The organism is Cryptosporangium sp. NPDC048952 (assembly GCF_043197895.1).
In the GTDB taxonomy this organism is placed as follows: Bacteria; Actinomycetota; Actinomycetes; order Mycobacteriales; family Cryptosporangiaceae; genus Cryptosporangium.
Genome location: NZ_JBICTY010000001.1, coordinates 1,087,548 through 1,107,562, shown reverse-complemented (window position 1 = coordinate 1,107,562; position 20,015 = coordinate 1,087,548). Strand labels below are relative to the sequence as shown.

23 protein-coding genes and 1 riboswitch are annotated in these 20,015 nt (G+C 70.6%); of the genes, 7 read left to right on the top strand and 16 right to left on the bottom strand.

Going from position 1 to position 20,015, the window contains the following annotated elements; all coding sequences use genetic code 11:
• Positions 1-57: 57 nt before the first annotated feature.
• Positions 58-849, bottom strand: a complete 792-nt coding sequence (locus ACGFY5_RS05220) for an ABC transporter permease (RefSeq protein ID WP_392717511.1) — start codon at positions 847-849, stop codon at positions 58-60.
• Positions 846-1,742 carry an ABC transporter ATP-binding protein gene (locus tag ACGFY5_RS05215; RefSeq protein ID WP_392717509.1) on the bottom strand — a complete coding sequence of 299 codons (897 nt, stop codon included), beginning with the start codon at positions 1,740-1,742 and terminating at the stop codon, positions 846-848. Before ACGFY5_RS05215 ends, ACGFY5_RS05220 begins: the two co-directional genes overlap by 4 nt.
• A gap of 150 nt (positions 1,743-1,892) precedes the next feature.
• Between ACGFY5_RS05215 and ACGFY5_RS05210 the strand changes: the two genes are divergently transcribed.
• Entirely contained in the window at positions 1,893-3,113 is a 1,221-nt protein-coding gene (locus ACGFY5_RS05210) for a sensor histidine kinase (RefSeq protein WP_392717507.1), read from the top strand.
• On the top strand, positions 3,092-3,757 hold the full coding sequence (locus ACGFY5_RS05205) for a response regulator (RefSeq protein WP_392717505.1): 666 nt from the start codon (positions 3,092-3,094) through the stop codon (positions 3,755-3,757). Before ACGFY5_RS05210 ends, ACGFY5_RS05205 begins: the two co-directional genes overlap by 22 nt.
• Here ACGFY5_RS05205 and thiE read toward each other — a convergent pair.
• The 7 genes from thiE to ACGFY5_RS05170 form a co-directional block, all read right to left on the bottom strand.
• Entirely contained in the window at positions 3,725-4,354 is a 630-nt protein-coding gene (gene thiE / locus ACGFY5_RS05200; RefSeq protein WP_392717503.1) for a thiamine phosphate synthase, read from the bottom strand. The genes ACGFY5_RS05205 and thiE overlap by 33 nt on opposite strands.
• Positions 4,351-5,064, bottom strand: coding sequence for a thiazole synthase (locus ACGFY5_RS05195; protein WP_392718653.1), 714 nt, complete (start codon positions 5,062-5,064; stop codon positions 4,351-4,353). Before ACGFY5_RS05195 ends, thiE begins: the two co-directional genes overlap by 4 nt.
• 58 nt (positions 5,065-5,122) lie before the next feature.
• Positions 5,123-5,326 (bottom strand): sulfur carrier protein ThiS, encoded by a 204-nt coding sequence (gene thiS / locus ACGFY5_RS05190; RefSeq protein WP_392717501.1) that lies wholly within the window; start codon positions 5,324-5,326, stop codon positions 5,123-5,125.
• A gap of 29 nt (positions 5,327-5,355) precedes the next feature.
• Positions 5,356-6,468 carry a glycine oxidase ThiO gene (gene thiO, locus ACGFY5_RS05185; protein WP_392717499.1) on the bottom strand — a complete coding sequence of 371 codons (1,113 nt, stop codon included), beginning with the start codon at positions 6,466-6,468 and terminating at the stop codon, positions 5,356-5,358.
• Complete coding sequence (thiD, locus tag ACGFY5_RS05180) at positions 6,465-7,289, bottom strand: bifunctional hydroxymethylpyrimidine kinase/phosphomethylpyrimidine kinase (protein ID WP_392717497.1); 825 nt, start codon at positions 7,287-7,289, stop codon at positions 6,465-6,467. The genes thiO and thiD overlap by 4 nt, the downstream gene beginning before the upstream one ends.
• A complete protein-coding gene (thiC, locus tag ACGFY5_RS05175; protein WP_392717495.1) occupies positions 7,286-8,890 on the bottom strand; it encodes a phosphomethylpyrimidine synthase ThiC in 1,605 nt (534 codons plus the stop codon). Before thiC ends, thiD begins: the two co-directional genes overlap by 4 nt.
• A riboswitch (TPP riboswitch) is annotated at positions 8,882-9,006 on the bottom strand. (Overlaps the previous gene by 9 nt.)
• 298 nt (positions 9,007-9,304) lie before the next feature.
• Positions 9,305-10,456 carry an MFS transporter gene (locus ACGFY5_RS05170; RefSeq protein WP_392717493.1) on the bottom strand — a complete coding sequence of 384 codons (1,152 nt, stop codon included), beginning with the start codon at positions 10,454-10,456 and terminating at the stop codon, positions 9,305-9,307.
• 56 nt (positions 10,457-10,512) lie between these two features.
• Between ACGFY5_RS05170 and ACGFY5_RS05165 the strand changes: the two genes are divergently transcribed.
• On the top strand, positions 10,513-11,238 hold the full coding sequence (locus ACGFY5_RS05165; RefSeq protein ID WP_392717491.1) for a YqjF family protein: 726 nt from the start codon (positions 10,513-10,515) through the stop codon (positions 11,236-11,238).
• 135 nt (positions 11,239-11,373) lie between these two features.
• On the opposite strand, the gene ACGFY5_RS05160 is transcribed toward ACGFY5_RS05165, so the two are convergent.
• From ACGFY5_RS05160 to clpS, 5 genes are all read right to left on the bottom strand, one after another.
• Positions 11,374-12,324, bottom strand: coding sequence for a PLP-dependent cysteine synthase family protein (locus tag ACGFY5_RS05160; RefSeq protein ID WP_392717489.1), 951 nt, complete (start codon positions 12,322-12,324; stop codon positions 11,374-11,376).
• A gap of 82 nt (positions 12,325-12,406) precedes the next feature.
• The gene (locus ACGFY5_RS05155) at positions 12,407-12,682 is read right to left on the bottom strand and encodes a MoaD/ThiS family protein (protein WP_392717488.1); all 276 of its coding nucleotides are present in this window, start codon (positions 12,680-12,682) and stop codon (positions 12,407-12,409) included.
• 106 nt (positions 12,683-12,788) lie between these two features.
• A complete protein-coding gene (locus tag ACGFY5_RS05150) occupies positions 12,789-13,193 on the bottom strand; it encodes a Mov34/MPN/PAD-1 family protein (RefSeq protein ID WP_392717486.1) in 405 nt (134 codons plus the stop codon).
• A 47-nt stretch (positions 13,194-13,240) separates the two neighbouring features.
• The gene (locus tag ACGFY5_RS05145; RefSeq protein ID WP_392717484.1) at positions 13,241-13,900 is read right to left on the bottom strand and encodes a DUF2017 family protein; all 660 of its coding nucleotides are present in this window, start codon (positions 13,898-13,900) and stop codon (positions 13,241-13,243) included.
• Position 13,901: 1 nt separating this feature from the next.
• Positions 13,902-14,192: an ATP-dependent Clp protease adapter ClpS gene (clpS, locus tag ACGFY5_RS05140; protein WP_392717482.1), complete on the bottom strand. Its 291-nt coding sequence runs from the start codon at positions 14,190-14,192 to the stop codon at positions 13,902-13,904.
• An 83-nt stretch (positions 14,193-14,275) separates the two neighbouring features.
• On the opposite strand from clpS, the gene ACGFY5_RS05135 reads away from it, so the two are divergent.
• Both ACGFY5_RS05135 and ACGFY5_RS05130 read left to right on the top strand, forming a co-directional pair.
• Entirely contained in the window at positions 14,276-15,544 is a 1,269-nt protein-coding gene (locus ACGFY5_RS05135; protein ID WP_392717480.1) for a nicotinate phosphoribosyltransferase, read from the top strand.
• Positions 15,545-15,553: 9 nt separating this feature from the next.
• Positions 15,554-16,126: an isochorismatase family protein gene (locus tag ACGFY5_RS05130; RefSeq protein ID WP_392717478.1), complete on the top strand. Its 573-nt coding sequence runs from the start codon at positions 15,554-15,556 to the stop codon at positions 16,124-16,126.
• Here ACGFY5_RS05130 and ACGFY5_RS05125 read toward each other — a convergent pair.
• Positions 16,123-16,662 (bottom strand): hypothetical protein, encoded by a 540-nt coding sequence (locus tag ACGFY5_RS05125; RefSeq protein ID WP_392717476.1) that lies wholly within the window; start codon positions 16,660-16,662, stop codon positions 16,123-16,125. The two genes, ACGFY5_RS05130 and ACGFY5_RS05125, sit on opposite strands and share 4 nt — an antisense overlap.
• A 177-nt stretch (positions 16,663-16,839) precedes the next feature.
• Between ACGFY5_RS05125 and ACGFY5_RS05120 the strand changes: the two genes are divergently transcribed.
• Both ACGFY5_RS05120 and ACGFY5_RS05115 read left to right on the top strand, forming a co-directional pair.
• Positions 16,840-18,048: a sensor histidine kinase gene (locus ACGFY5_RS05120; RefSeq protein ID WP_392717474.1), complete on the top strand. Its 1,209-nt coding sequence runs from the start codon at positions 16,840-16,842 to the stop codon at positions 18,046-18,048.
• Positions 18,045-18,680, top strand: a complete 636-nt coding sequence (locus ACGFY5_RS05115) for a response regulator (RefSeq protein WP_392717472.1) — start codon at positions 18,045-18,047, stop codon at positions 18,678-18,680. The genes ACGFY5_RS05120 and ACGFY5_RS05115 overlap by 4 nt, the downstream gene beginning before the upstream one ends.
• Here ACGFY5_RS05115 and serB read toward each other — a convergent pair.
• Entirely contained in the window at positions 18,677-19,876 is a 1,200-nt protein-coding gene (gene serB, locus ACGFY5_RS05110) for a phosphoserine phosphatase SerB (RefSeq protein ID WP_392717470.1), read from the bottom strand. The two genes, ACGFY5_RS05115 and serB, sit on opposite strands and share 4 nt — an antisense overlap.
• Positions 19,877-20,015 lie beyond the last annotated feature (139 nt).

The following is a 20,015-nucleotide window of genomic DNA, read 5'->3' as shown; positions in this document are numbered from 1 at the left end:
TGGGTGGTCTCAAGTCCTCGCGCTCGCCTGTCAGCGCCGCCCTGAGCGGGCCGCCCACTACTTGATTTCGGTGCGGAGGACTCGGATCAGGCCGGCGCAGAGCGGGAGGAGTACCCACACCGCGGCGGAGACCCCGAGGCGGGCCCAGTCCTCACCGACCATCGACGAGGTGAGCAGCGGCTCGGTCGTCGTGCTCAGGTCCAGCCAGCCGGCCGCGTCCTTCAGGAACGCGACGGTTCCGCCGATCACCGTCCAGACCGTCGGAATGATGAAGTACAGAACGATGGCCAGGCCCGACGCCAGGAGCAGCGCACCGAACGCGATCCCCAGCAGCATGTTGAGCAGCTGGAACAGGAACGCGTAGAGGATCGTGTCCACGCCCAGCTCCCATCCCCCGCCGCGGTTGAGCACCTCGGCCGCGAGGTTGCCGGCCAGCGCGACCACGATGGTCACCGCCACCGACATCACGGTGATCGCGACCGCGGCCAGGAGCTTCGCGGTGATCACCCGGCTGCGTCGCGGCACCAGCGCGAACGTCGTCAGCACGGTCTTCTGACCCCACTCGCTGGTGACCGAGAGGATCCCCAGCACCGGCAGCAGCAGGCCGACGCCCGTCGTGGCGAACGCGAGGAAGCTCTCCACGTTCCGGTCCTCGGACGAGCCGGCGAACACCCGCACGGTCACGAGCGCCAGCACGACCAGCGCGATGCTGGCGAGCAGCCACCGCCCGGCCCGGGTGTCGGACATCTTCCGTAGTTCGACGAGCGTCAACCGGCCCAGCGACGGCGCCGGTGCCGGAGCGTTCCGCTCGAACGTCGAGACCTGCTCGGCCGACACGGCGGTGGTCATGCCGCCACCTCCTCGTGGTGTGCAGCGGTGAGCTGCAGGAACATTTCTTCGAGGCCGTTTCCGTCGGCGGCCTTCAGTTCGGTGAGGATCAGGCCGGCCGCCGCGGCGACCCGGCCGACCGACTCGGCGTCGGCGTCGACCGAGAAGCTGCCGTCGGGGCTCGCAGTGGCCCGCAGCCCCGCGGACTGCAGCGCTCCACCCAGCGAGGCCGCGTTCGTGGCGCGCACCCGCACTCCGGCGACGTTGAGCAGGTCGGACTTGCTGCCCTGCGCGACGATCCGGCCCTTGCCGATCATCACGAGGTGGTCGGCGACGACTTCGACCTCACGCAGCAGGTGCGACGAGAGCAGCACTGTTCCGCCGCGGTCGGCGAACTCCCGGAGCAGGCCGCGCATCCAGTGGATGCCCTCGGGGTCAAGACCGTTGGCCGGCTCGTCGAGGATCAGCACGGCCGGGTCGCCGAGCAGCGCGTGCGCCAGCCCGAGTCGCTGCCGCATACCGAGCGAGTAGTTCCCGACCCGGCGCTTCGCGGCCTCCGGCGGCAGACCCACGCGGTCGAGCAGCCCCTGCACCCGCTTCCGGTCGACGCCGAGCACCCTCGCGGAGACCGCGAGCGTCTCGAAGCCGGTGCGGCCGGCGTGCTGGGCACTCGCGTCGAGCAGGACACCGACCTCGCGGCCGGGGTTCGGCAGGTCACGGTAGGGCAGGCCGTTGACTGTCGATCCGCCGTGCGTGGGTGCGGTGAACCCGCAGATCATGCGCATCGTGGTCGACTTGCCCGCCCCGTTCGGGCCGAGGAAGCCGGTCACGCTACCCGGCTCGCAGCGGAAGGAGACGTCGTCCACTGCCTTGTGCGCGCCGTAGGTCTTCGTCAGTCGGTCAGCAACGATCATGGGAGAAGCGTCGCCGTAACGGGTGTTCGAACGCTTCGGGCGGAAGGCTACGGGCGGTCGCGGAAGTTGGGACCCGGATCGACTTAGGGTCGTGTCGCCCTTCGACTTTGGTTGGTATCCGGCCGGGCCGCGGGGCCGTAACCTCGGCGTATGGCTCTGCGTCTGAAGAGCGCCGTCACACAAGGGCCCGAGGCCGACCTCGCGCTCGACGAGGAGCCGACGGACCGCTCGCGGCGGAACCTCGTGGTCGACGTGGCCTGCGTGCTGGTCTCGTTCGCGTTCCCGATCGGGTTCTGGATCGCGATCGCGCTCGGACACGACGTGGCGCAGAAGCCGATCCAGCGGGTCGACCTGGTGTTGGCGACGCTGGCGGCCCCGCTCGTCTGGTGGCGCCGACGCTGGCCGGTGACGATCTCGATCGTCGTCTCGTTGATCTCCACGGTCTCGACCATGGTGGCGGTGCCGCAGGGCATCACGCTGATCACGGTTGCGATCCACCGGCGGCCCCGGCTGGTGGTGGTCGCCGCGGTGGTCTTCGTGGTCACCGGCTCGATCTACGGCTGGGTCCAGCCCAGCCCCGCCCTGCCGTACTGGGCGACCACGCTCGTGGTCGTGCTGCTCGCCGGCGTCCTCGTCGCCTGGGGCAGTTTCATTCGCGCCCGGCGGGCACTCGTCGACTCGCTGCGGGAACGCGCCCGCCGGGCGGAGGACGAGCAGAGCCTCCGCATCGAGCAGGCCCGGCAGCTCGAGCGCACCCGCATCGCCCGCGAGATGCACGACGTGCTCGCGCACCGGATCTCGCTGCTCAGCCTGCACGCGGGTGCACTGGAGTTCCGGCCCGACGCGCCCCCGGACGAGATCGCCAAGGCGGCCGGGGTGATCCGTACCAGCGCGCACCAGGCGCTGCAGGAGTTGCGTGACGTCATCGGCGTGCTGCGCGCTCCGAACGGCTCCGAGGCCGACCGGGACCGCCCGCAGCCGACGCTGGGCGACCTGCCGGGGTTGGTCACCGAGGCACGGCGTGCCGGAGCCACGATCGATCTCGACGTCCTGGTCGACGATCCGTCCGCGGTACCGGCGGTTGTCGGTCGTACCGCGTATCGGGTGGTGCAGGAGGGGCTGACCAACGCGCGGAAGCACGCGCGGGGTGCTGCGGTGCGGGTCACAGTGAGCGGTGAACCCCCGGACGGCCTGACCGTCGAGGTGCGCAACTGGTTGCCGCTCCGGGCCGAAACCTCGCAGATCCCCGGCGCCGGCACCGGGATCGTCGGGCTCGGTGAGCGCGTGGGGCTGGCCGGTGGGCGATTGGAACACGGTCCGTCGACCGCTGGCGACTTCCGGCTGAAAGCATGGTTGCCGTGGGCGACCTGACGCGAGTGCTGATCGTGGACGACGACGCGTTGGTGCGGGCGGGGCTGACGATGATCCTGTCCGGTACCGACGATCTCCGGGTGGTCGGGGAGGCTTCGGACGGGTCCGAGGTTCCGGCAGCGGTGGCGTCGTTCGCGCCGGACGTCGTGTTGATGGACATCCGGATGCCGTCGGTGGACGGGCTGGTGGCGACGGAGGCACTGCGGCGGCGCGCGAATCCGCCCGAGGTGATCGTGCTGACGACGTTCGACGCGGACGAGTACGTGCTGCGGGCACTGCGTGCCGGGGCCGGGGGGTTCCTGCTCAAGGACACGCCGCCGGCGGAGATCGTCCGGGCGATCCGGACGGTCGCGGCCGGTGATCCGATGTTGTCGCCTGCCGTTACGCGCCAGCTGATCGCACACGTCTCCGAGGCGGGGGTCGACGCGCGGAAGGCGCGGGCGGTGGGGTTGTTGCAGCAGCTCAGCCCGCGTGAGCTCGAGGTGGCGGAGGCGGTCGGGCGGGGTTCGTCGAACGCCGAGATCGCCACGGAGTTGTTCATGAGCGTGGCGACGGTGAAGGCGCACGTGTCGCGCATCCTGACGCGGTTGGAGCTCAACAATCGCGTGCAGCTAGCGCTGCTGGCCCACGATGCGGGCTCGTAGGTTTCTCGCGGCTTCTTCGGGGTCGGCTGCCTCGGTGATCGCGCGGACCACCACGATGCGGGTGGCGCCCGCTTGCGTGACCTCGTCGAGGCGGGATTCGTCGATGCCGCCGATCGCAAACCAGGGGCGTTCGGTGTGCACGTGTCTGATCAGGTCGAGGCCCGCTGCCGGGCGGCCGAGTTTGGTGGGCGTCGGCCAGCACGGTCCCGCGCAGAAATAGTCGACTCCGGGCTGGGCCGCGGCGGCGTCGGCTTGGGCGGGATCGTGGGTCGAGCGTCCGATCAGGACGTCGTCGCCGAGGATGCGCCGGGCGTGCTCGACCGGGAGGTCGTCCTGGCCGAGGTGCAGCACGTCCGCCCCGGCCGCCAGCGCGACGTCGGCCCGGTCGTTGACCGCGAGCAGCGCGCCGTGCTTCCGGCACGCGGCCTGGAGGATCTCGAGGCGTTCGAGCTCGTGGCGCGCCTCGATGCCCTTCTCGCGGAGCTGGATGACGTCGACCCCGCCGGCGAGGGCGGCGTCCGCGAACTCGGCGAGGTCGGGGCGGTCGGGTGTGCACAGATACAGCCGCGCGTCAGCCAGCCGTCGTCGGCGATTCACTCGTAGACCGGAGGGGACGAGGCCTGGGCGTACCAGCGGCGGGGGACGCGGCCGGAACGGTAGGCCAACCGGCCGCTCTCGACCGCGAGCCGCATGGCCGTGGCCATCGCCACCGGGTCACGGGCACCGGTGACCGCTGTCGCCAGCAACACCCCGTCGCACCCGAGCTCCATCGCCTGCACGGCGTCGCTCGCGGTGCCGATCCCGGCGTCGAGAATCACCGGCACCGTCGACTCCTCGACGATCAACGCGATGTTGTGCGGGTTCCGGATCCCGAGCCCCGACCCGATCGGCGACCCCAACGGCATCACCGCCGCACACCCCACCTCGATCAGGCGCCGAGCCAGCACCGGGTCGTCGTTGGTGTACGGCAGCACCGTGAACCCCGCCGCGACCATCTGCTCGGCCGCGGTGAGCAGCTCCACCGGGTCCGGCAGCAACGTCCGGTCGTCGGCGACGACCTCGAGCTTGATCCAGTCGGTCTCCAGCGCCTCACGTGCCAGCTCCGCGGTGAGCAACGCCTCGGACGCCGTGCGGCACCCGGCGGTGTTCGGCAACGGCTCGATGCCGTACTCCTTGAGCAGGGGGAACACCCCCATCCCGGCCACCGCGTCCACCCGGCGCATCGCGACAGTGGTGAGTACCGTCCCCGATGCGCGTAACGCTTCCCCGAGCACCGCGAGGTTGATCGAACCGCCTCCGGTGCCCATCACGAGCCGGGACGCGAGCGGCCTCCCGGCGATGACCAGCGCATCCGTAGCTGCCGCTTTACCCACCCTGCACCGCCATGAGGACCTCCACTTCGTCACCGTCGGTCAGCTGCGCCCGGGCCCAGCCACCGCGGGGCACCACCTCGCCGTTGACCGCTACCGCAACGCCCCGGGGGCTTTGCGTCAGCTGCTGGACGAGTGCCTCGACGGTCGCCGGGTCGGACACTTCGACCTCGCGGCCGTTCACCCGTAACGTCGTCATCGTCCGTACCCTCAACCGTCCTGGTTGGATCATCGACTTTTCGCGACGCTGAAGCGGCTGGGCGCGAAGGTGTCCGCGAACGTCGTCGCGGTGTTGCCGGTCGCCAGCTGGGCGACGAGCGTCGCGGTGAGCGGGGCGAACAGGAACCCGTTGCGGCCGTGCCCGGTCGCGACGATCGTGTCGTCGGCGACGTGACCCACGAGCGGTGCCCCGTCGGGGCTCATCGGCCGGAGCCCCGATGACGTCTCGGCCAGCGCGTACTCGTCGATCGCCGGAAGGACGCGCCGGGCGTCGGTGAGGAGCCGGTGGACGCCGCCCGCTGTGACGGTCCGGTCGAAGCCGACCTCGTCCTGGGTGGCGCCGACGACGAGCTCACCGGTTTCGCGGGGCACCAGGTAGACGGCTCGGCCGTCGACCAGTGCCCGGACCGTCCGGGTCAGCACGGGGGTCGACCGCCGCGCAGTGAGCCGCACGATCTCCCCCCGCACCGGCCGAACCAGCCCGCCCAACTCCGGCACCAACCCCGCCGACCAAACCCCCGCCGCAACCACCACGAGGTCCGCCCCCACCCCCACCAGCTCACGCACAGCGCTGCCGGGAGTGGGCGCGGGCGCGGCGCCGGGGGTGAACTCGACGCCGGCAGCGTCGGTGGCGGCTCGGAGGGCGCGGAGGAGCGCGCGGTTGTCGACGCTGTGATCGCCCGGCACGCTCAGCCCGCCGCGGACCCCCGGCGCGAGGGCAGGTTCGGCGCGCCGGCAGGCCGAGCCGGTGAGGCGCTCGACGTCGACACCGAGCGTGGAGAGGCGGGATGCCAGTTCGTCGAGCGCGACGAGGTCGTCGGCGGAGTACCCGACGACCAGCGTGCCGGTCGTCCGGTAGCCCGGGTCCACGCCGGTGGCGGCGAGCGCCGCAGCGAACTCCGGCCACGCCTCGACCGCGGCGCGACCTGCTGCGAGCAGGCCCGGCTCGGTCGGGTGCGCCTCGGTGATCGGGGCGAGCATGCCCGCCCCGACCAGACTCGCGCCCCGCCCCGGATCAGGCTCGATCACCGTGACGCGCGCCCCCTCCCGCGCCAACGCCCACGCGCAGGAAAGCCCGATCACTCCCCCACCGACCACCGAAACCCACAGCCCACGACTCACGTCCCGACCCCCGCCGCCGCCGGGTCCGGAAGTAACGAGGCATCGGTGGCGGGTGGATGGCCCACGGGGCCGTGGCCGGCCCCGACGGAGTAGCTGGTCGCGACCGCACGCGTCACGTACCGCTTGGCCGCGGTGACAGCGTCCGCAAGGGTGTCGCCGCTCGCCAACCGGGCCGCGATCGCGGCCCCCAGCGTGTCACCGCTGCCGTGCGTGTTGCCGGTGTCGATGCGCGCGGCGTCGAGCCAGAGCTCGCTCGTACCGTCGGTCAGCAGGTCCTGACTCCGCGAACCGGTCCCGTGCCCACCCTTCACCAACGCATAGGCCGGACCGAGCTCGAGCAACGCCCGCGCGGCCGCGCGCTGGTCACGCGTCCCCACCAGCAACGCCGTCTCGTCCAAATTGGGCGTGACTACCGTCGCCAACGAGAACAGCGACCGCAGCGCGTCCAGCGCGTCGGGACGCAGCAGCGCGTCGCCGTGCATCGACGCGCACACCGGATCCAGCACCAGCGGAACCGACCCGCTCCGCCCGATCCCGTGTCGCCGGAACGCCTCCCCGATCGCCTCGATGATCGGCGCCGACGCGAGCATGCCGGTCTTCACCGCGCCCGGATGCATGTCCTCGACGACCACGCGGATCTGATCCGCGACGAGCTGCGGCGGTATCTCGTGGACGCCCGACACACCGACCGTGTTCTGCACGGTCACGGCCGTCACCGCGGTGGTGCCGTGCACCCCGAACGCTGCGAACGTGTGCAGGTCGGCCTGCAGCCCCGCCCCGCCCCCGGAATCCGACCCGGCGACGGTCAGAGCGACCTTCATCGGGCCGCCTCCTCGGGGTGTGGCTCGATCGGCAGATATATCCGGTTCCCCGCCGCCTTGAACTCCTCCGACTTCGCCGCCATCCCAGCGTCGGCATAGGTGGTTCGCAGGTCGTGCGAGATACGCATCGAGCAGAACTTCGGACCGCACATCGAGCAGAAGTGAGCGGTCTTCGCCGGGGCTGCCGGCAGCGTCTCGTCGTGGAACGACTGCGCGGTCTCCGGGTCGAGCGCCAGCGCGAACTGATCGGCCCACCGGAATTCGAACCGCGCGTCCGACAGCTGATCGTCGTGCGCTTTGGCCCCGGGATGCCCCTTCGCGACATCCGCCGCGTGCGCCGCGATCTTGTACGCGATCATTCCGGCCTTGACGTCGTCCCGGTCCGGAAGCCCCAGATGCTCCTTCGGCGTGACGTAACACAGCATCGCGGTGCCGTGCCACGCGATCATCGCCGCGCCGATCGCGGACGTGATGTGGTCGTACCCCGGCGCCACGTCGGTCGCGAGCGGACCGAGCGTGTAGAACGGCGCCTCGTCGCACCACTCCTGCTGCAACCGGACGTTCTCGGCGATCTTGTCCATCGGTACATGTCCGGGGCCTTCGATCATGGTCTGCACACCGTGATCTTTCGCGACCTTCGTCAGCTCGCCGAGCGTCCGCAGTTCGGCGAGTTGCGCCTCGTCGTTCGCGTCGTGCACCGAGCCGGGCCGCAACCCGTCACCCAGCGAGAACGTCACGTCGTACGCCCGCAGCACCTCGCACAGCTCGGCGAAGTGCGTGTACAGGAAGTTCTCCTGATGGTGCGCGAGGCACCACGCGGCCAGGATCGACCCGCCGCGCGACACGATCCCCGTCTTCCGCCCGACGGTCAGCGGGATGTACGCCATCCGCACGCCGGCGTGCACGGTCATGTAGTCGACGCCCTGCTCGCACTGCTCCACGACGACGTCCCGGTAGACGTCCCAGGTCAGCGCCGTGGGATCACCGTTCACGCGCTCCAGCGCCTGGTAGATCGGCACGGTTCCGATCGGCACCGGCGAGTTCCGGAGGATCCACTCGCGGGTCTCGTGGATGCGCGGCCCGGTGGACAGGTCCATGACCGTGTCGGCACCCCAGCGGGTCGCCCACACCATCTTCTCGACTTCCTCGGCCGGCGACGACGTCACCGCCGACGTCCCGATGTTCGCGTTGACCTTCACCAGGAACCGTTTGCCGATGATCATCGGCTCGCTCTCCGGGTGGTTCACGTTGGCGGGGATCACCGCGCGACCGGCGGCGACCTCCTCGCGCACCAGCTCCGCGGGCAGGTTCTCCCGGGCGGCGACGTACGCCATCTCGGTGGTGATCTCGCCCGCTCGCGCGGCCAGCAACTGCGTCGGATGGGTGCGGGTCCACCCCTCCCGCAGCTTTTCGATCCCCGTTTCGACGTCCGGCACGAAGCCGTTGGCGGTGTAGGGACCGGAGGTGTCGTACCGCTCGACGATCTGGCCGTTCGTCAGCGGAATTTCGCGGACCGGGATGCGGAGATCGCCCCGGTAGGACTTGTTGCTGCCCGGAAGAGGGCCTGTGACAGCGTGGCTCAACTGCGAAACATTGCTCATGAGAGAGCTCCCTACGCCGGCATTACCCGGTCAGGTTCGAGCGGTCGGCGGCACCGTCCTGCTCGGACAGCCGCCCTCTCAGCCCGCTTCCGGCGCGAGCTCCCGCGTACAGTGACGCGGCCACCATAACCCCGCACCGCGCCAACCGAAACCGTTGCATTCTGCCCACCCCAGCGCTATCACGCGCCCGCGCAAAGCGCGCGCGCAGCGCGCGCGGGACACGGCGCAGCGCGCCGGGCGCAGGGCAGCGCGCCGGGCGGCGCGGCGCGGGGCGCGGGGCAGCGCGCGGGCGCGGGGCAGCGCGCGGGGCGCGGCGGAGCGCGGCGCAAGGCGCGCGGGGCGCGGCGGAGCGCGGCGCAAGGCGCGCGAGGCACGGAGCCGTGCTCGGCGGGCGGGTGGCGTTGCGCGGGCGCGTTACGTGGTCGGCTGGTGGTCGCGGACATGGAGGGCGGGCACTACGGCTACTGCTGCTGCGGCGGCTGTTGCGGCCGCGGTGAAAGCGAGCGGGTAGCCGGCGTGGGTGACCACCGCGCCGAGGATCGGCGCGGTGAGTGCGGCCACGCCGTTCTGGCCCGTGTTGTGGATGCCGAGCGCCCGCCCGGCCCACCCCGGGCCGGCGTACTCGGCCACCGCCGTGAACGACAGCCCGTTCGTCGAGACCGACACGACCGCGGCCGCCACCAGCGCGGCCACCACGAGGCCGGGAACCCCGGTCGCGAGCAGCGCCAACACCCCTGCCGTGACCCCGGCGAGAATCCTCATCGGACCGGTACGTGAACCGGCCCGGTCCGACCACCACCCGGCGAACAGCCGCGCGGCCGCCCCGCCGAACGCGGCGACGGCGAGCACCCGGCCCGCGGTCGCCGCGTCCCAGTGCACCGTGTCGACCAGGAACACCAACCCGAACGTCGCGACCGCGAACTGCGGGAACACCAGCAGCGCCCCGGCGCCGTGCAGACGCCACAGCACCGGCGTCCGGTACGGGTTGCCGTTCGTGGCCGCCCCGTCCGACCCGGTTCGCGCCGGATCGCGCACCACGATCGCGATCAGCACGGCCGTCGCGAGGCAGCAGATCGCCAGGAGCAGCAGCGCTCCGGAGCGGCTGAGCACCGGCACGGTGACCGCCGCCACCGCGACGCCCAGCGGCTGCGCCATCTGCCGGATGCCCATCGCCAGGCCTCGTTCGGCGGGTCCGAACCAGCCGAGGATGAGTCGCCCGCTCGCGGCGTTCACTGATCCCGCCGCGGCGCCGGCCACCACCAGGCACGCGCCCAGCGCGACCGGACCGTGCACCGAGAGGGCGCCCAGCAGCACGAGCCCCGCTCCACCCAACCCCAACGCGATGACGCCACGCTCGCCGTACCGATCGGCCAGTGCGCCCCACAGCACCAGCGTTGCGAGCAGGCCGAACGTCGGGCACGCGACGAGGACCGCGGCCTGGGTCAGGGACAGTCCGTCGGCTCGGAGCCGCGGAAGGAGGTACGGCAACCCGTAGAGGAACGCGCACCCGGCCGTCATTCCGGCCACGCCCGCCGCCAACACCACCCAACGCCGACTCGATTCCATATGTCGAGACTAGCGTCCTATTATTTGGGATTACCACGGGGTGGCAGACTGGAGACATGAGCGCCGAACCCGTGACACTCACGGCCCCACGCACGATCGAGCGGGCGATCATGACGCAGTGGTGGCGGGATCTGGCGTTCCTGCACTGGCCGGTCGAGCCCGGGGCCGTGGCGCCGTTGCTGCCGCCCGGCACCGAGCCGGACACGCTCGACGGCGTGACCTACGTCGGGCTGATCGGGTTCACGATGGACCGCGTGGGGCTCGGCGTCGGTGTTCCGTACTTCGGACGTTTCGCCGAGACGAACGTGCGGCTCTACTCGGTGGACGCGGCCGGCCGCCGGGGCGTCGTGTTCCGGTCCTTGGACGCCGCGCGGCTACTGCCCGTAGTGATCGGACGCTCCCTGTTCGGCCTGAACTACGTCTGGTCGAAGATGAGCGTCCACCACGAACCGGACGGTGCGTACGCCTACCGGAGCGTCCGCCGCTGGCCCGACAAAGGCCCCCACGCCGGGTTCACCGTGTTCCCGGGCGCTCCGTCCCCGCCCAGCCCTCTCAACGACTTCCTCACCGCCCGCTGGGGCCTACACACCGTGCTACGAGGCAAGACGATCTATCTCCCCAACGACCACCCCATCTGGCCGCTACGCACAGCAACGCTACTGGGCCTGGACGAGAGCCTCCTGAAAGCCGCCGGTCTCCCCGGCATCCAGGGCCCTCCCCCGAGCGTCCTCTTCTCCCACGGCGTCCCCGTCAAATTCGGCGCTCCCCTACCGTCCAACTAACCATGTGCATGTGCATTTGCTTGAACCTGGAGCCCGCCCAGGGCGGCGCTGCCGATCCAGCGCGAGGTCGCCTCGTATAACTGATACTCAAGACCTCGCGCTGGCTCGGCAGCGTCGTCCTGGGCGGGCCGCCCTCTAAGCCCAGAGTTGGCCTTCTAGGGCGGCCTCAGCTTCGGCTAGGGTGCCGGCGTAGGCGCCGGTGGAGAGGTACTTCCAGCCGCCGTCGGCGACGATGAAGACGACGTCGGCGCGCTGTTCGAGCTTCACGGCCTTGTGGGCGGCCGCGAGCGCCGCGTGCAGGATCGCGCCGGTGGAGATACCGGCGAAGATGCCCTCCACCTCGATGAGCTGCCGCGTGCGCAGCAACGCATCCCGCGGCCCCACCGAGAACCGCGTGGTGAGCACGCTGGCGTCGTACAGCTCGGGAACGAAGCCCTCGTCGATGTTCCGCAGCCCGTACACGAGCTCGCCGTACCGCGGCTCGGCCGCGATGATCTGCACGTCCGGCACCTTCTCGCGCAGGTAGCGCCCGGTACCCATCAACGTGCCGGTCGTCCCGAGCCCGGCGACGAAGTGCGTGATCGTCGGGCAGTCGCGCAGGATCTCCGGGCCGGTCGTCTCGTAGTGGGCACGCGCGTTCGCCGGATTCCCGTACTGGTAGAGCATCTTCCAGTCGGGGTGCTCCTCGGCCAGCTGCTTGGCCATCGCCACGGCCTGGTTCGAACCCCCGGCCGCCGGCGACGGGATGATCTCGGCCCCGTACATGCCGAGCAGCTGACGACGCTCGATCGACGTGTTCTCCGGCATCACGCAGATCAGCCGGTAGCCCTTGAGCTTCGCGGCCATCGCCAGCGAGATACCGGTGTTGCCGCTCGTCGGTTCGAGGATCGTGTCGCCGGGGCGCAGGTGCCCCTCACGCTCGGCCTCGGTGATCATGTAGATCGCCGGGCGGTCCTTCACCGAACCGGTCGGGTTGCGGTCTTCGAGCTTCGCCCAGATGCGGACGTTCTCGCTGGGTGAGAGTCGCGGCAGCCCGACGAGGGGCGTGTCACCGAGCGCGTCGAGCAACGAGTCGTAACGAGCCATGGTTCCAGCCCTTCCCGTTCCCGAGGCATGAACACTCCGAGGGGCTATAGGCCCCCAGAGTGTTCACGCCTCCGCGGAACTATCAGCCGCCGGCGACGGCCGGAAGAACGGTGACCTCGTCGCCGTCCTTGAGCCCGGTCTCCAGCGATCCGGTGAACCGCACGTCCTCGTCGTTGACGTAGACGTTCACGAACCGGTGCAGGGAGCCCTCGTCGGTGACGAGGCGGCCACGCAGGCCCGGGTACTTGCCGTCGAGGTCGCCGATCAGCGCCTCGAGTGTGGCGCCCTCGCCCTGTACGGTCTTCTCGCCGCCGGTGTAGGTGCGCAGAATGGTCGGGATGCGAACTTCAATGGCCATGGAACACTCCTGGAAATAACTGAACGGGAAGCCGAAAGTCAGCGGTGACGACAGTCGTAGACGACTTCGACCCGCGTGTGAGCGAACAGGTATGACTGAGTCGGAGTCATACGAGCTCCACCGGCTCCTCCGTCACCGCACCGTCGACGATGCGGAACGACCGGAACTCGACGGTCTCCTCCTCGCGCGTCGAGACCAGCACGTAGTGCGCGCCGGGTTCGTTGGCGTAGGAGATGTCGGTCCGCGACGGGTACGCCTCGGTCGCGGTGTGGGAGTGGTAGATGACGACGGGCTCTTCGTCCCGGTCGTCCATCTCCCGGTACAGCTTCAACAGGTCCGTGGAGTCGAACTCGTAGAACGTGGGCGACCGGGCCGCGTTCAGCATCGGGATGAACCGGACGGGCTGGTCACTGCCGGCCGGACCCACCACCACACCGCACGCCTCGTCGGGGTGGTCGCGGCGGGCGTGCGCCACGATGGCGTCGTAAATGGCCCGGTCGAGTTTCAACACGACGCCCAGCGTACCTAGCGCGGACCGCCCCACGGCGGTGAGCTTTGCTACTCCGGGTCGAGCGCGTCCACCAGGCTGGCCTGCAATCCGGTCAGAAACTGATAGAGCGACAACCCCAGCACCCGCGCACCGGTCGGGTCGGCGCCCGCGGCGGCATCCAACTCGGCCAGCGGATCGGTGTCGGCTTCGATCTCCAGCGCGGTACCGAGCATCAGCCGGGCGTCGTTCAGCGCCAGCAGCCACGCTTCGGCGCGGTCGGCGTCCAGGCGGATCTCGCCGCCCTCGAACGGCAGATCGTCGAGGATGACGCCGGCGTTGCCGATCTTCTCCTCGCGCAGCGAGGACTCGGTGAGGCTGCGCAGCTCGGCGGCCGCCTCGGCGTCGTCCCGGTAGCCGTCCGGAAAGAGCCGGGCCAGCACCGGATCGAGGCTCGGCCCCGCGACACCGTCTTCGACGAGCTCGACCTCGAGGTCCTCGGGGTCGGGCTCGATCTTGTCGAAATCGTCGAAGACGTCGAAGGGTTCCCGTGGCGCCTCTGAAGCCCGGCCGAGCGAACCCGGACCCAGGTCGAGGCTCATGACACCGCGCCGGTCACCGGCCTGGATCAGACCGGCGACCTGCGCGACCACCAACCCGACGGCCTGCGCCTCCTCGGCGCTCAGCCGCAGCGTCAGTGCGTTGTGCGAACGTGTGAAGCCATAGGTCATGTCAATCCTGCTGCAGCGTGGCCCAGAGCCCGTGCGAGTGGAGCCGAGCGACGTCGAGCTCCATCTTTTCGCGGGTACCGCTGGACACGACTGCGCGGCCCTTCTGGTGCACGTCGAGCATGAGCTGGGTGGCTTTGGGCTTGTCGTAGCCGAAAAGCTTCTGGAAGACGAGGGTCACGTACGACATCAGGTTGACCGGATCGTCCCAGACGACAGTGACCCACGGCTTCTGGTGCGCGGGCCTTTCTGCGGTGCTCGGCGTCTCCGCCGGAGCGACCATCGGAGCGGTCATGAGTCCCATCGTGCCATCGCTGGACGTTCTCGCAACAACCCCGGGCAACAAGTATTCGAGAAGCGGCTCGTACGCTGGTGGGCATGGGGACAGCACTGCTGACCGACCACTACGAGCTCACGATGCTGGCCTCCGCGCTGCGCGACGGATCGGCCCACCGTGAGTGCGTCTTCGAGGTGTTCGCGCGCCGGTTGCCGAAGGAGCGCCGCTTCGGCGTCGTCGGTGGCACCGGTCGGCTGTTGGACGCCCTGGTCGACTTCCGATTCGACGCCGACGACCTCGAGTTCCTGCGAAGCGCGGGCGCCGTGGACGACCAGACCGCGGAATGGCTGGCCAGTTACCGCTTCAGCGGTGACATCGACGGTTACGCCGAGGGCGAGCTGTACTTTCCGGGGTCGCCGATCCTCACCGTCCGCGGCACGTTCGCCGAGGCCGTGCTGCTGGAGACGCTCGCGCTGTCGATCCTCAACCACGACTCGGCGATCGCCACCGCGGCCGCGCGGATGGTCATCGCGGCCAGTGACCGGCCGCTGATCGAGATGGGGTCGCGCCGCACGCACGAGGAAGCGGCGGTGGCTTCCGCCCGCGCGTCCTACCTTGCGGGGTTCACCGCGACGTCGAACCTCGAGGCCGGCCGCCGCTACGGCATTCCCACCACCGGAACCAGCGCGCACGCGTTCACGCTGCTGCACGACACGGAGAAGGCCGCGTTCACCGGTCAGCTCGCGGCGCTCGGCGTCGGCACCACGATGCTCGTCGACACCTACGACATCACCGCGGGCATCCGCACCGCGATCGAGGTGGCCGGTCCGCAGCTGGGCGCGGTCCGGATCGACTCCGGTGACCTCGGCGTACTGGCGGTGCAGGCGCGCCAGCAGCTGGACTCGCTCGGGGCCACCAGCACCCGCATCGTCGTCTCGGGCGACCTCGACGAGTACTCGATCGCCGCGCTGGCGGTTGCTCCGGTGGACGCGTACGGGGCAGGTACGTCGGTCGTCACCGGCTCCGGCGCCCCCACTGCCGGAATGGTCTACAAACTGGTCGAGGTCGAAGGCCGCCCGGTCGCCAAGCGCAGCGAGAACAAGGCGTCCCGCGGCGGCCGCAAGACCGCCGTACGCCGTCACCGCTCCACCGGCACCGCGGTCGAGGAAGTCGTCTCGCTCGGCTCTCCGGAGCTGGGGGAACACGACCGTCCGCTGCAGATTCCGCTGGTGCGTGCCGGTGTCCGGACGGCGGACGCTCCGACGCTGACGGCCTCCCGGGACCACTTGGAGAAGGCACTCGTGACGCTTCCGTGGGAGGGCCTGAGCCTCTCCGCGGGTGACCCTGCCATCCCTGTCATTTTCAGTTAGGGGTAACTGATGGCCCGTGCGTTGATCGTCGTCGACGTCCAGAACGACTTCTGCGAAGGCGGTTCGCTCGCCGTCACCGGTGGCGCGGGTGTCGCCACCGGCATCTCCGCGGCGCTGGCCGCCGACGCCCGCCAGTGGGACCGCGTCGTCGCGACCCGCGATCACCACATCGACCCTGGCCACCACTTCTCCGACCAGCCCGACTTCGTCGACACGTGGCCCGCGCACACGGTCGTGGGCACGGGTGGCGTCGAGCTGCACCCGAACTTCGACACCGCGCGGGTCGAGGCGATCTTCGACAAGGGCGAGTACGCCGCTGCGTACTCGGGCTTCGAAGGCGCTTCCGACGGCAAGAACCTCACCGATTGGCTCCGCGAGCACGACGTGACCGAAGTGGACGTCGTCGGTATCGCGACCGACCACTGCGTGCGTGCCACCGCGCTGGACGCCGCCCGCAACGGCTTCGCCACGACCGTCCTGCTCGACCTCACCGCGGGTGTCGCCGCTCCGACCACCCAGCGTGCGCTGACCGAACTCGAGCAGGCCGGAGTGACGCTGGTCGGCGAGCCGGTCGTCGCCTAGCCGACCACCTTCGCGGCCTTGGGGAACACCGTGTAGGTCAGCGCGACGATTCCCCAGATGAGCACGATTCTCGGGAGCACGGACAGCGTCCCGCCGAGCGCCTCGGTGCGCTCGGCGTCGTCCACCAGGCGGATCGCGGCGAACAGCAGCGCACCGGAGATCGCGCACGCGACCACCGCGCGGAACCACAGCTTCCACTCGTAGACGGCCCGGCCGCGACCGTACTTCGGTGGCTTGGTCGGCGGGGGGCCGCCCGCGAACCGGTGCGCGAAGCGTTCGTCGGCCCAGCGCACCAGGGTCGGGCCGAAGGCCACCGAGAACCCGATGTACAGCGCGGCGAGCCCGTGCGACCAGTCGGCCGTCGCACCCCCGCGCAGGTCGATCACGGCCGCGATCAGCGCGACCAGGTCGACGAACGCGGTGGCCACGAGCAGCACCGCGCCCAGCGTCTTCTGCCGTAGCAGGTATCTGGCCGCGAGCCCGGCCCCCAGCAGAACCCAGAACCCGACCTCGCACGCGATGATGACGGCAACCATGCTCACCAGCGTCCCGGCGAGCGGGGGCTCCGGCGTCGGCCCGTGCGACGAACTGCCCGTACGCCGTCCGGCGGACGTTCCCCGCTTCCGTCCCTACATCCTTCGGTGGACGTCGGGCAAGCGCGCACCGTCGGTGGAGTCGAGGCACGGAGCTCTGACGCGTGATCGAATCGGGTCATGCGGCTGGGCGGGTGGGAACTGCGGGGGCGCGATGTCCTCTCGGCGCTCGGCGTGTTCGTCGGCGGCCTGCTGCTGTTCCAGTTCGGGTATCCGCTGACGTCGTGGGTCGGGGTGGCGACGCTCGGGGCCTCCGCGCTCTCGCTGCTGTTCCTGCGCGACTACGCGTGGGCGAGCCTGGCGATCGCCGCTGTCGCGTTGACCGTCGACTGGCTCGTCGGGCCGAACCTGCTGACGATCTGCGTGTTGGCCAACGCGCTGTACGTCGTCACCGAGCAGGGTTCGGCGCGGGTCGGCCGGGCGATGATGATCGGCTCGGTCGGCGCGGTGCTGATCTTCACCGGCGTCGGGCTGGTTCTGGAGGGCAACCTGACCGGGGTGCTGCTCGGCGTCCAGGCGGCGCTGTTCACCGTGCTGCCGGTGGACACCGCGATGACCGTCCGGCGGCACCGGCAGACCGCCGCGGCCGAGCGCGAGCGGGCGACAGCCGAGCAGGAACGGGCGACGGCCGAGCAGCTCCGGGCCACCGCCGAACGCGAGCGGGCCGAGCAGACTGCGCGGCTGGCGGAGCTGGACCAGCGGGCCGCGGTGATGGCCGAACGCACCCGGGTGGCCCGCGATCTGCACGACCTGGTCGCCAACGACCTGAGCGTGATCGCCCTGCACTCGACCGCCGCGCTGGCGAGGGACGACTACGGCGACACGACCCGCCAGTCGATCGAACTGATCCGCCAGCACAGCGTCAGCGGGCTCGCCGAGATGCGTCACCTGATCGACGTCCTGCGGGCGGGTGAGGGTGCCGACTCCCCCGCCGAGGCACGCCTGGACCAGCTCGACGCGCTGGTGGACCGTATGCGTGAGGTGGACACGCTGACGACGCTGAAGATCGACGGCGAAGCGCGCCCACTGTCACCGGCGGTGGAACTCGCCGGCTACCGCATCCTCCAGGAGGCCCTCGTCAACGCCGGCAAACACGCACCGGGCCAACCGGTAGAAGCCGTGGTGCGCTACCGACCCGACGCACTGACCCTGACCGTCGAGAACGCGCTGCTCGACGTCGCCACTCCGTTCGCTCTGAGTGGTGGGTTCCCGCTGCCCGGCGGCGCGGGCCTGGTCGGAATGGCCGAGCGGGCCGCGCTGGTGGGCGGTGCCCTGGATGCGGGCCCGCGGGAAGGACGGTGGCGTGTGCACGCCTCGATCCCGCTGTGAGCATTCGAGTGCTGGTCGCGGACGACCAGTCGGCGGTGCGGACCGGGCTGGTGCTGATCCTTTCCTCGGCTCCCGACATCGAGGTCGTCGGTGAGGCGGGGGACGGTCAGCAGGCGGTGGAGCTGTCCCGTTCGCTGCGGCCGGACGTCGTCGTGATGGACGTACGGATGCCGAAGCTCGACGGGATCGGCGCGACGGCGGCGCTGGTCGCCGAAGGCCTGGCGGACGTTCTGGTGCTGACGACGTTCGACCTCGACGAATACGTGTTCGGCGCGCTGCGGGCCGGTGCTGCGGGGTTCCTGCTCAAGGACACCGAGGCGGCGGATCTGATCGCCGCGGTGCGGCTCGTGGCCGCCGGAGAGGGCATGGTGGCGCCGCGGGTCACGCGTCGGCTCATCGACGCGTTCGCGCGCGGCGCGGTGCGCACTGTGGAACCGCCGGCGGGGCTGGAGAAGCTGACGCCCCGCGAGCGGGAGGTGCTCGACCATCTCGGCGGGGGCCTGTCGAACGCGGAGATCGCTCTCGCCCTGGACATGGCGGAGGCGACCACCAAGACCCACGTCAGCCGCATCCTGGCCAAACTGGGGCTGCGGAGCCGCACCCAGGCGGCGGTCCTGGCCCGCGAGCTCTAGTCTTCGTCGACCTCGTCGATCTCTTCGCGGGAGACGCCGAGGAAGAACAGGACAGCGTCGAGGTAGGGCTGGTTCAGCGCGGTGTCGGCGACCTCGCGCAGCGCCGGTTTCGCGTTGAACGCGATGCCGAGGCCCGCAGCGCTGATCATGTCGATGTCGTTGGCGCCGTCGCCGACCGCGACGGTCTGGGCCATCGGCACGCCAGCCGCCACGGCGAAGTTCTTCAGCGCTGTCGCCTTGCCGGGCCGATCGACGATGTCGCCGATCACGCGCCCGGTGAGGACACCGTCGACGACCTCGAGCGTGTTCGCCGCCGCGTAGTCCAGCCCGAGCAGGTCGACGAGGTGGTCGGTGACCTGGGTGAAGCCTCCGGACACGATGCCGCAGAGGAAGCCCATGCGCTTGAGCGTGCGCACCAGCGTGCGGGCGCCCGGCGTCAGCTTCACCTCGCTGCGGACCTTCTCCAGCACGACCGCGTCGAGGCCCTCGAGGGCTTTGACGCGCTGGTGCAGAGAGTCGGCGAAGTCGAGTTCGCCGCGCATGGCGGCGGCCGTCACGGCGGCCACCTCCGCCTCGGCCTCGGGGCCGGCGTGCGCGGCGAGCATCTCGATCACCTCGCCGGTGATCAGCGTCGAGTCGACGTCGAACACGACGAGCCGCTTGGCGCGTCGGGAGAGCCCACTGCGCTCCACGGCGACGTCGATGAGGTGGTCGGTGGCGACAGCGGAGAGCATGCTGCGCAGCGGGGCGTTCTCGACCCCCGAGACGCGGAGTTCGAGGCTGGTGACCGGGTACTTGGAGAGGCGGGTGATCGCGTCGATGTTGCCGCCCAGGTCGCTGATGCCGGATGCGATCGCCGCGACCGCAGAGGCGGTGAGGGGGCGGCCGAGCACAGTGACGTGGTGCGGTTTTTCCTGACGGCGGGTCATCGGCGCGTCGGGGGTGGGGGCGAGGGCGACCTCGATCCAGACGCCGAGGGCGCGGCCCAGGTTCGAGACCTTGTCCTTCACCGCCGGCAGGTCGTCGGCGGAGGGCAGCTCCACCGAGACGCCGAGGAGGAGCTGGCCGCGGATCACGACCTGTTCGACGTCGCGGACCTCGAGTTCGAGCGTCGCCAGCGTGGAGAAGAGGGCCGCGGTGACGCCGGGTCGGTCGGCGCCCGTGACGGTGAGCAGGGCACGCGTGCTGTGAGTCATCGCTCCGGTTCCGCGGCTGGTGGTAATGCGGTGGCGTTAACTCACCGTAGAACGCCAGCGCTCGTCACGCTGAACCCGACCCGTCCCGTGTGAGCCACTCCACGCAAATGGCCGGCCCCGTGAGGGGCCGGCCATTTCG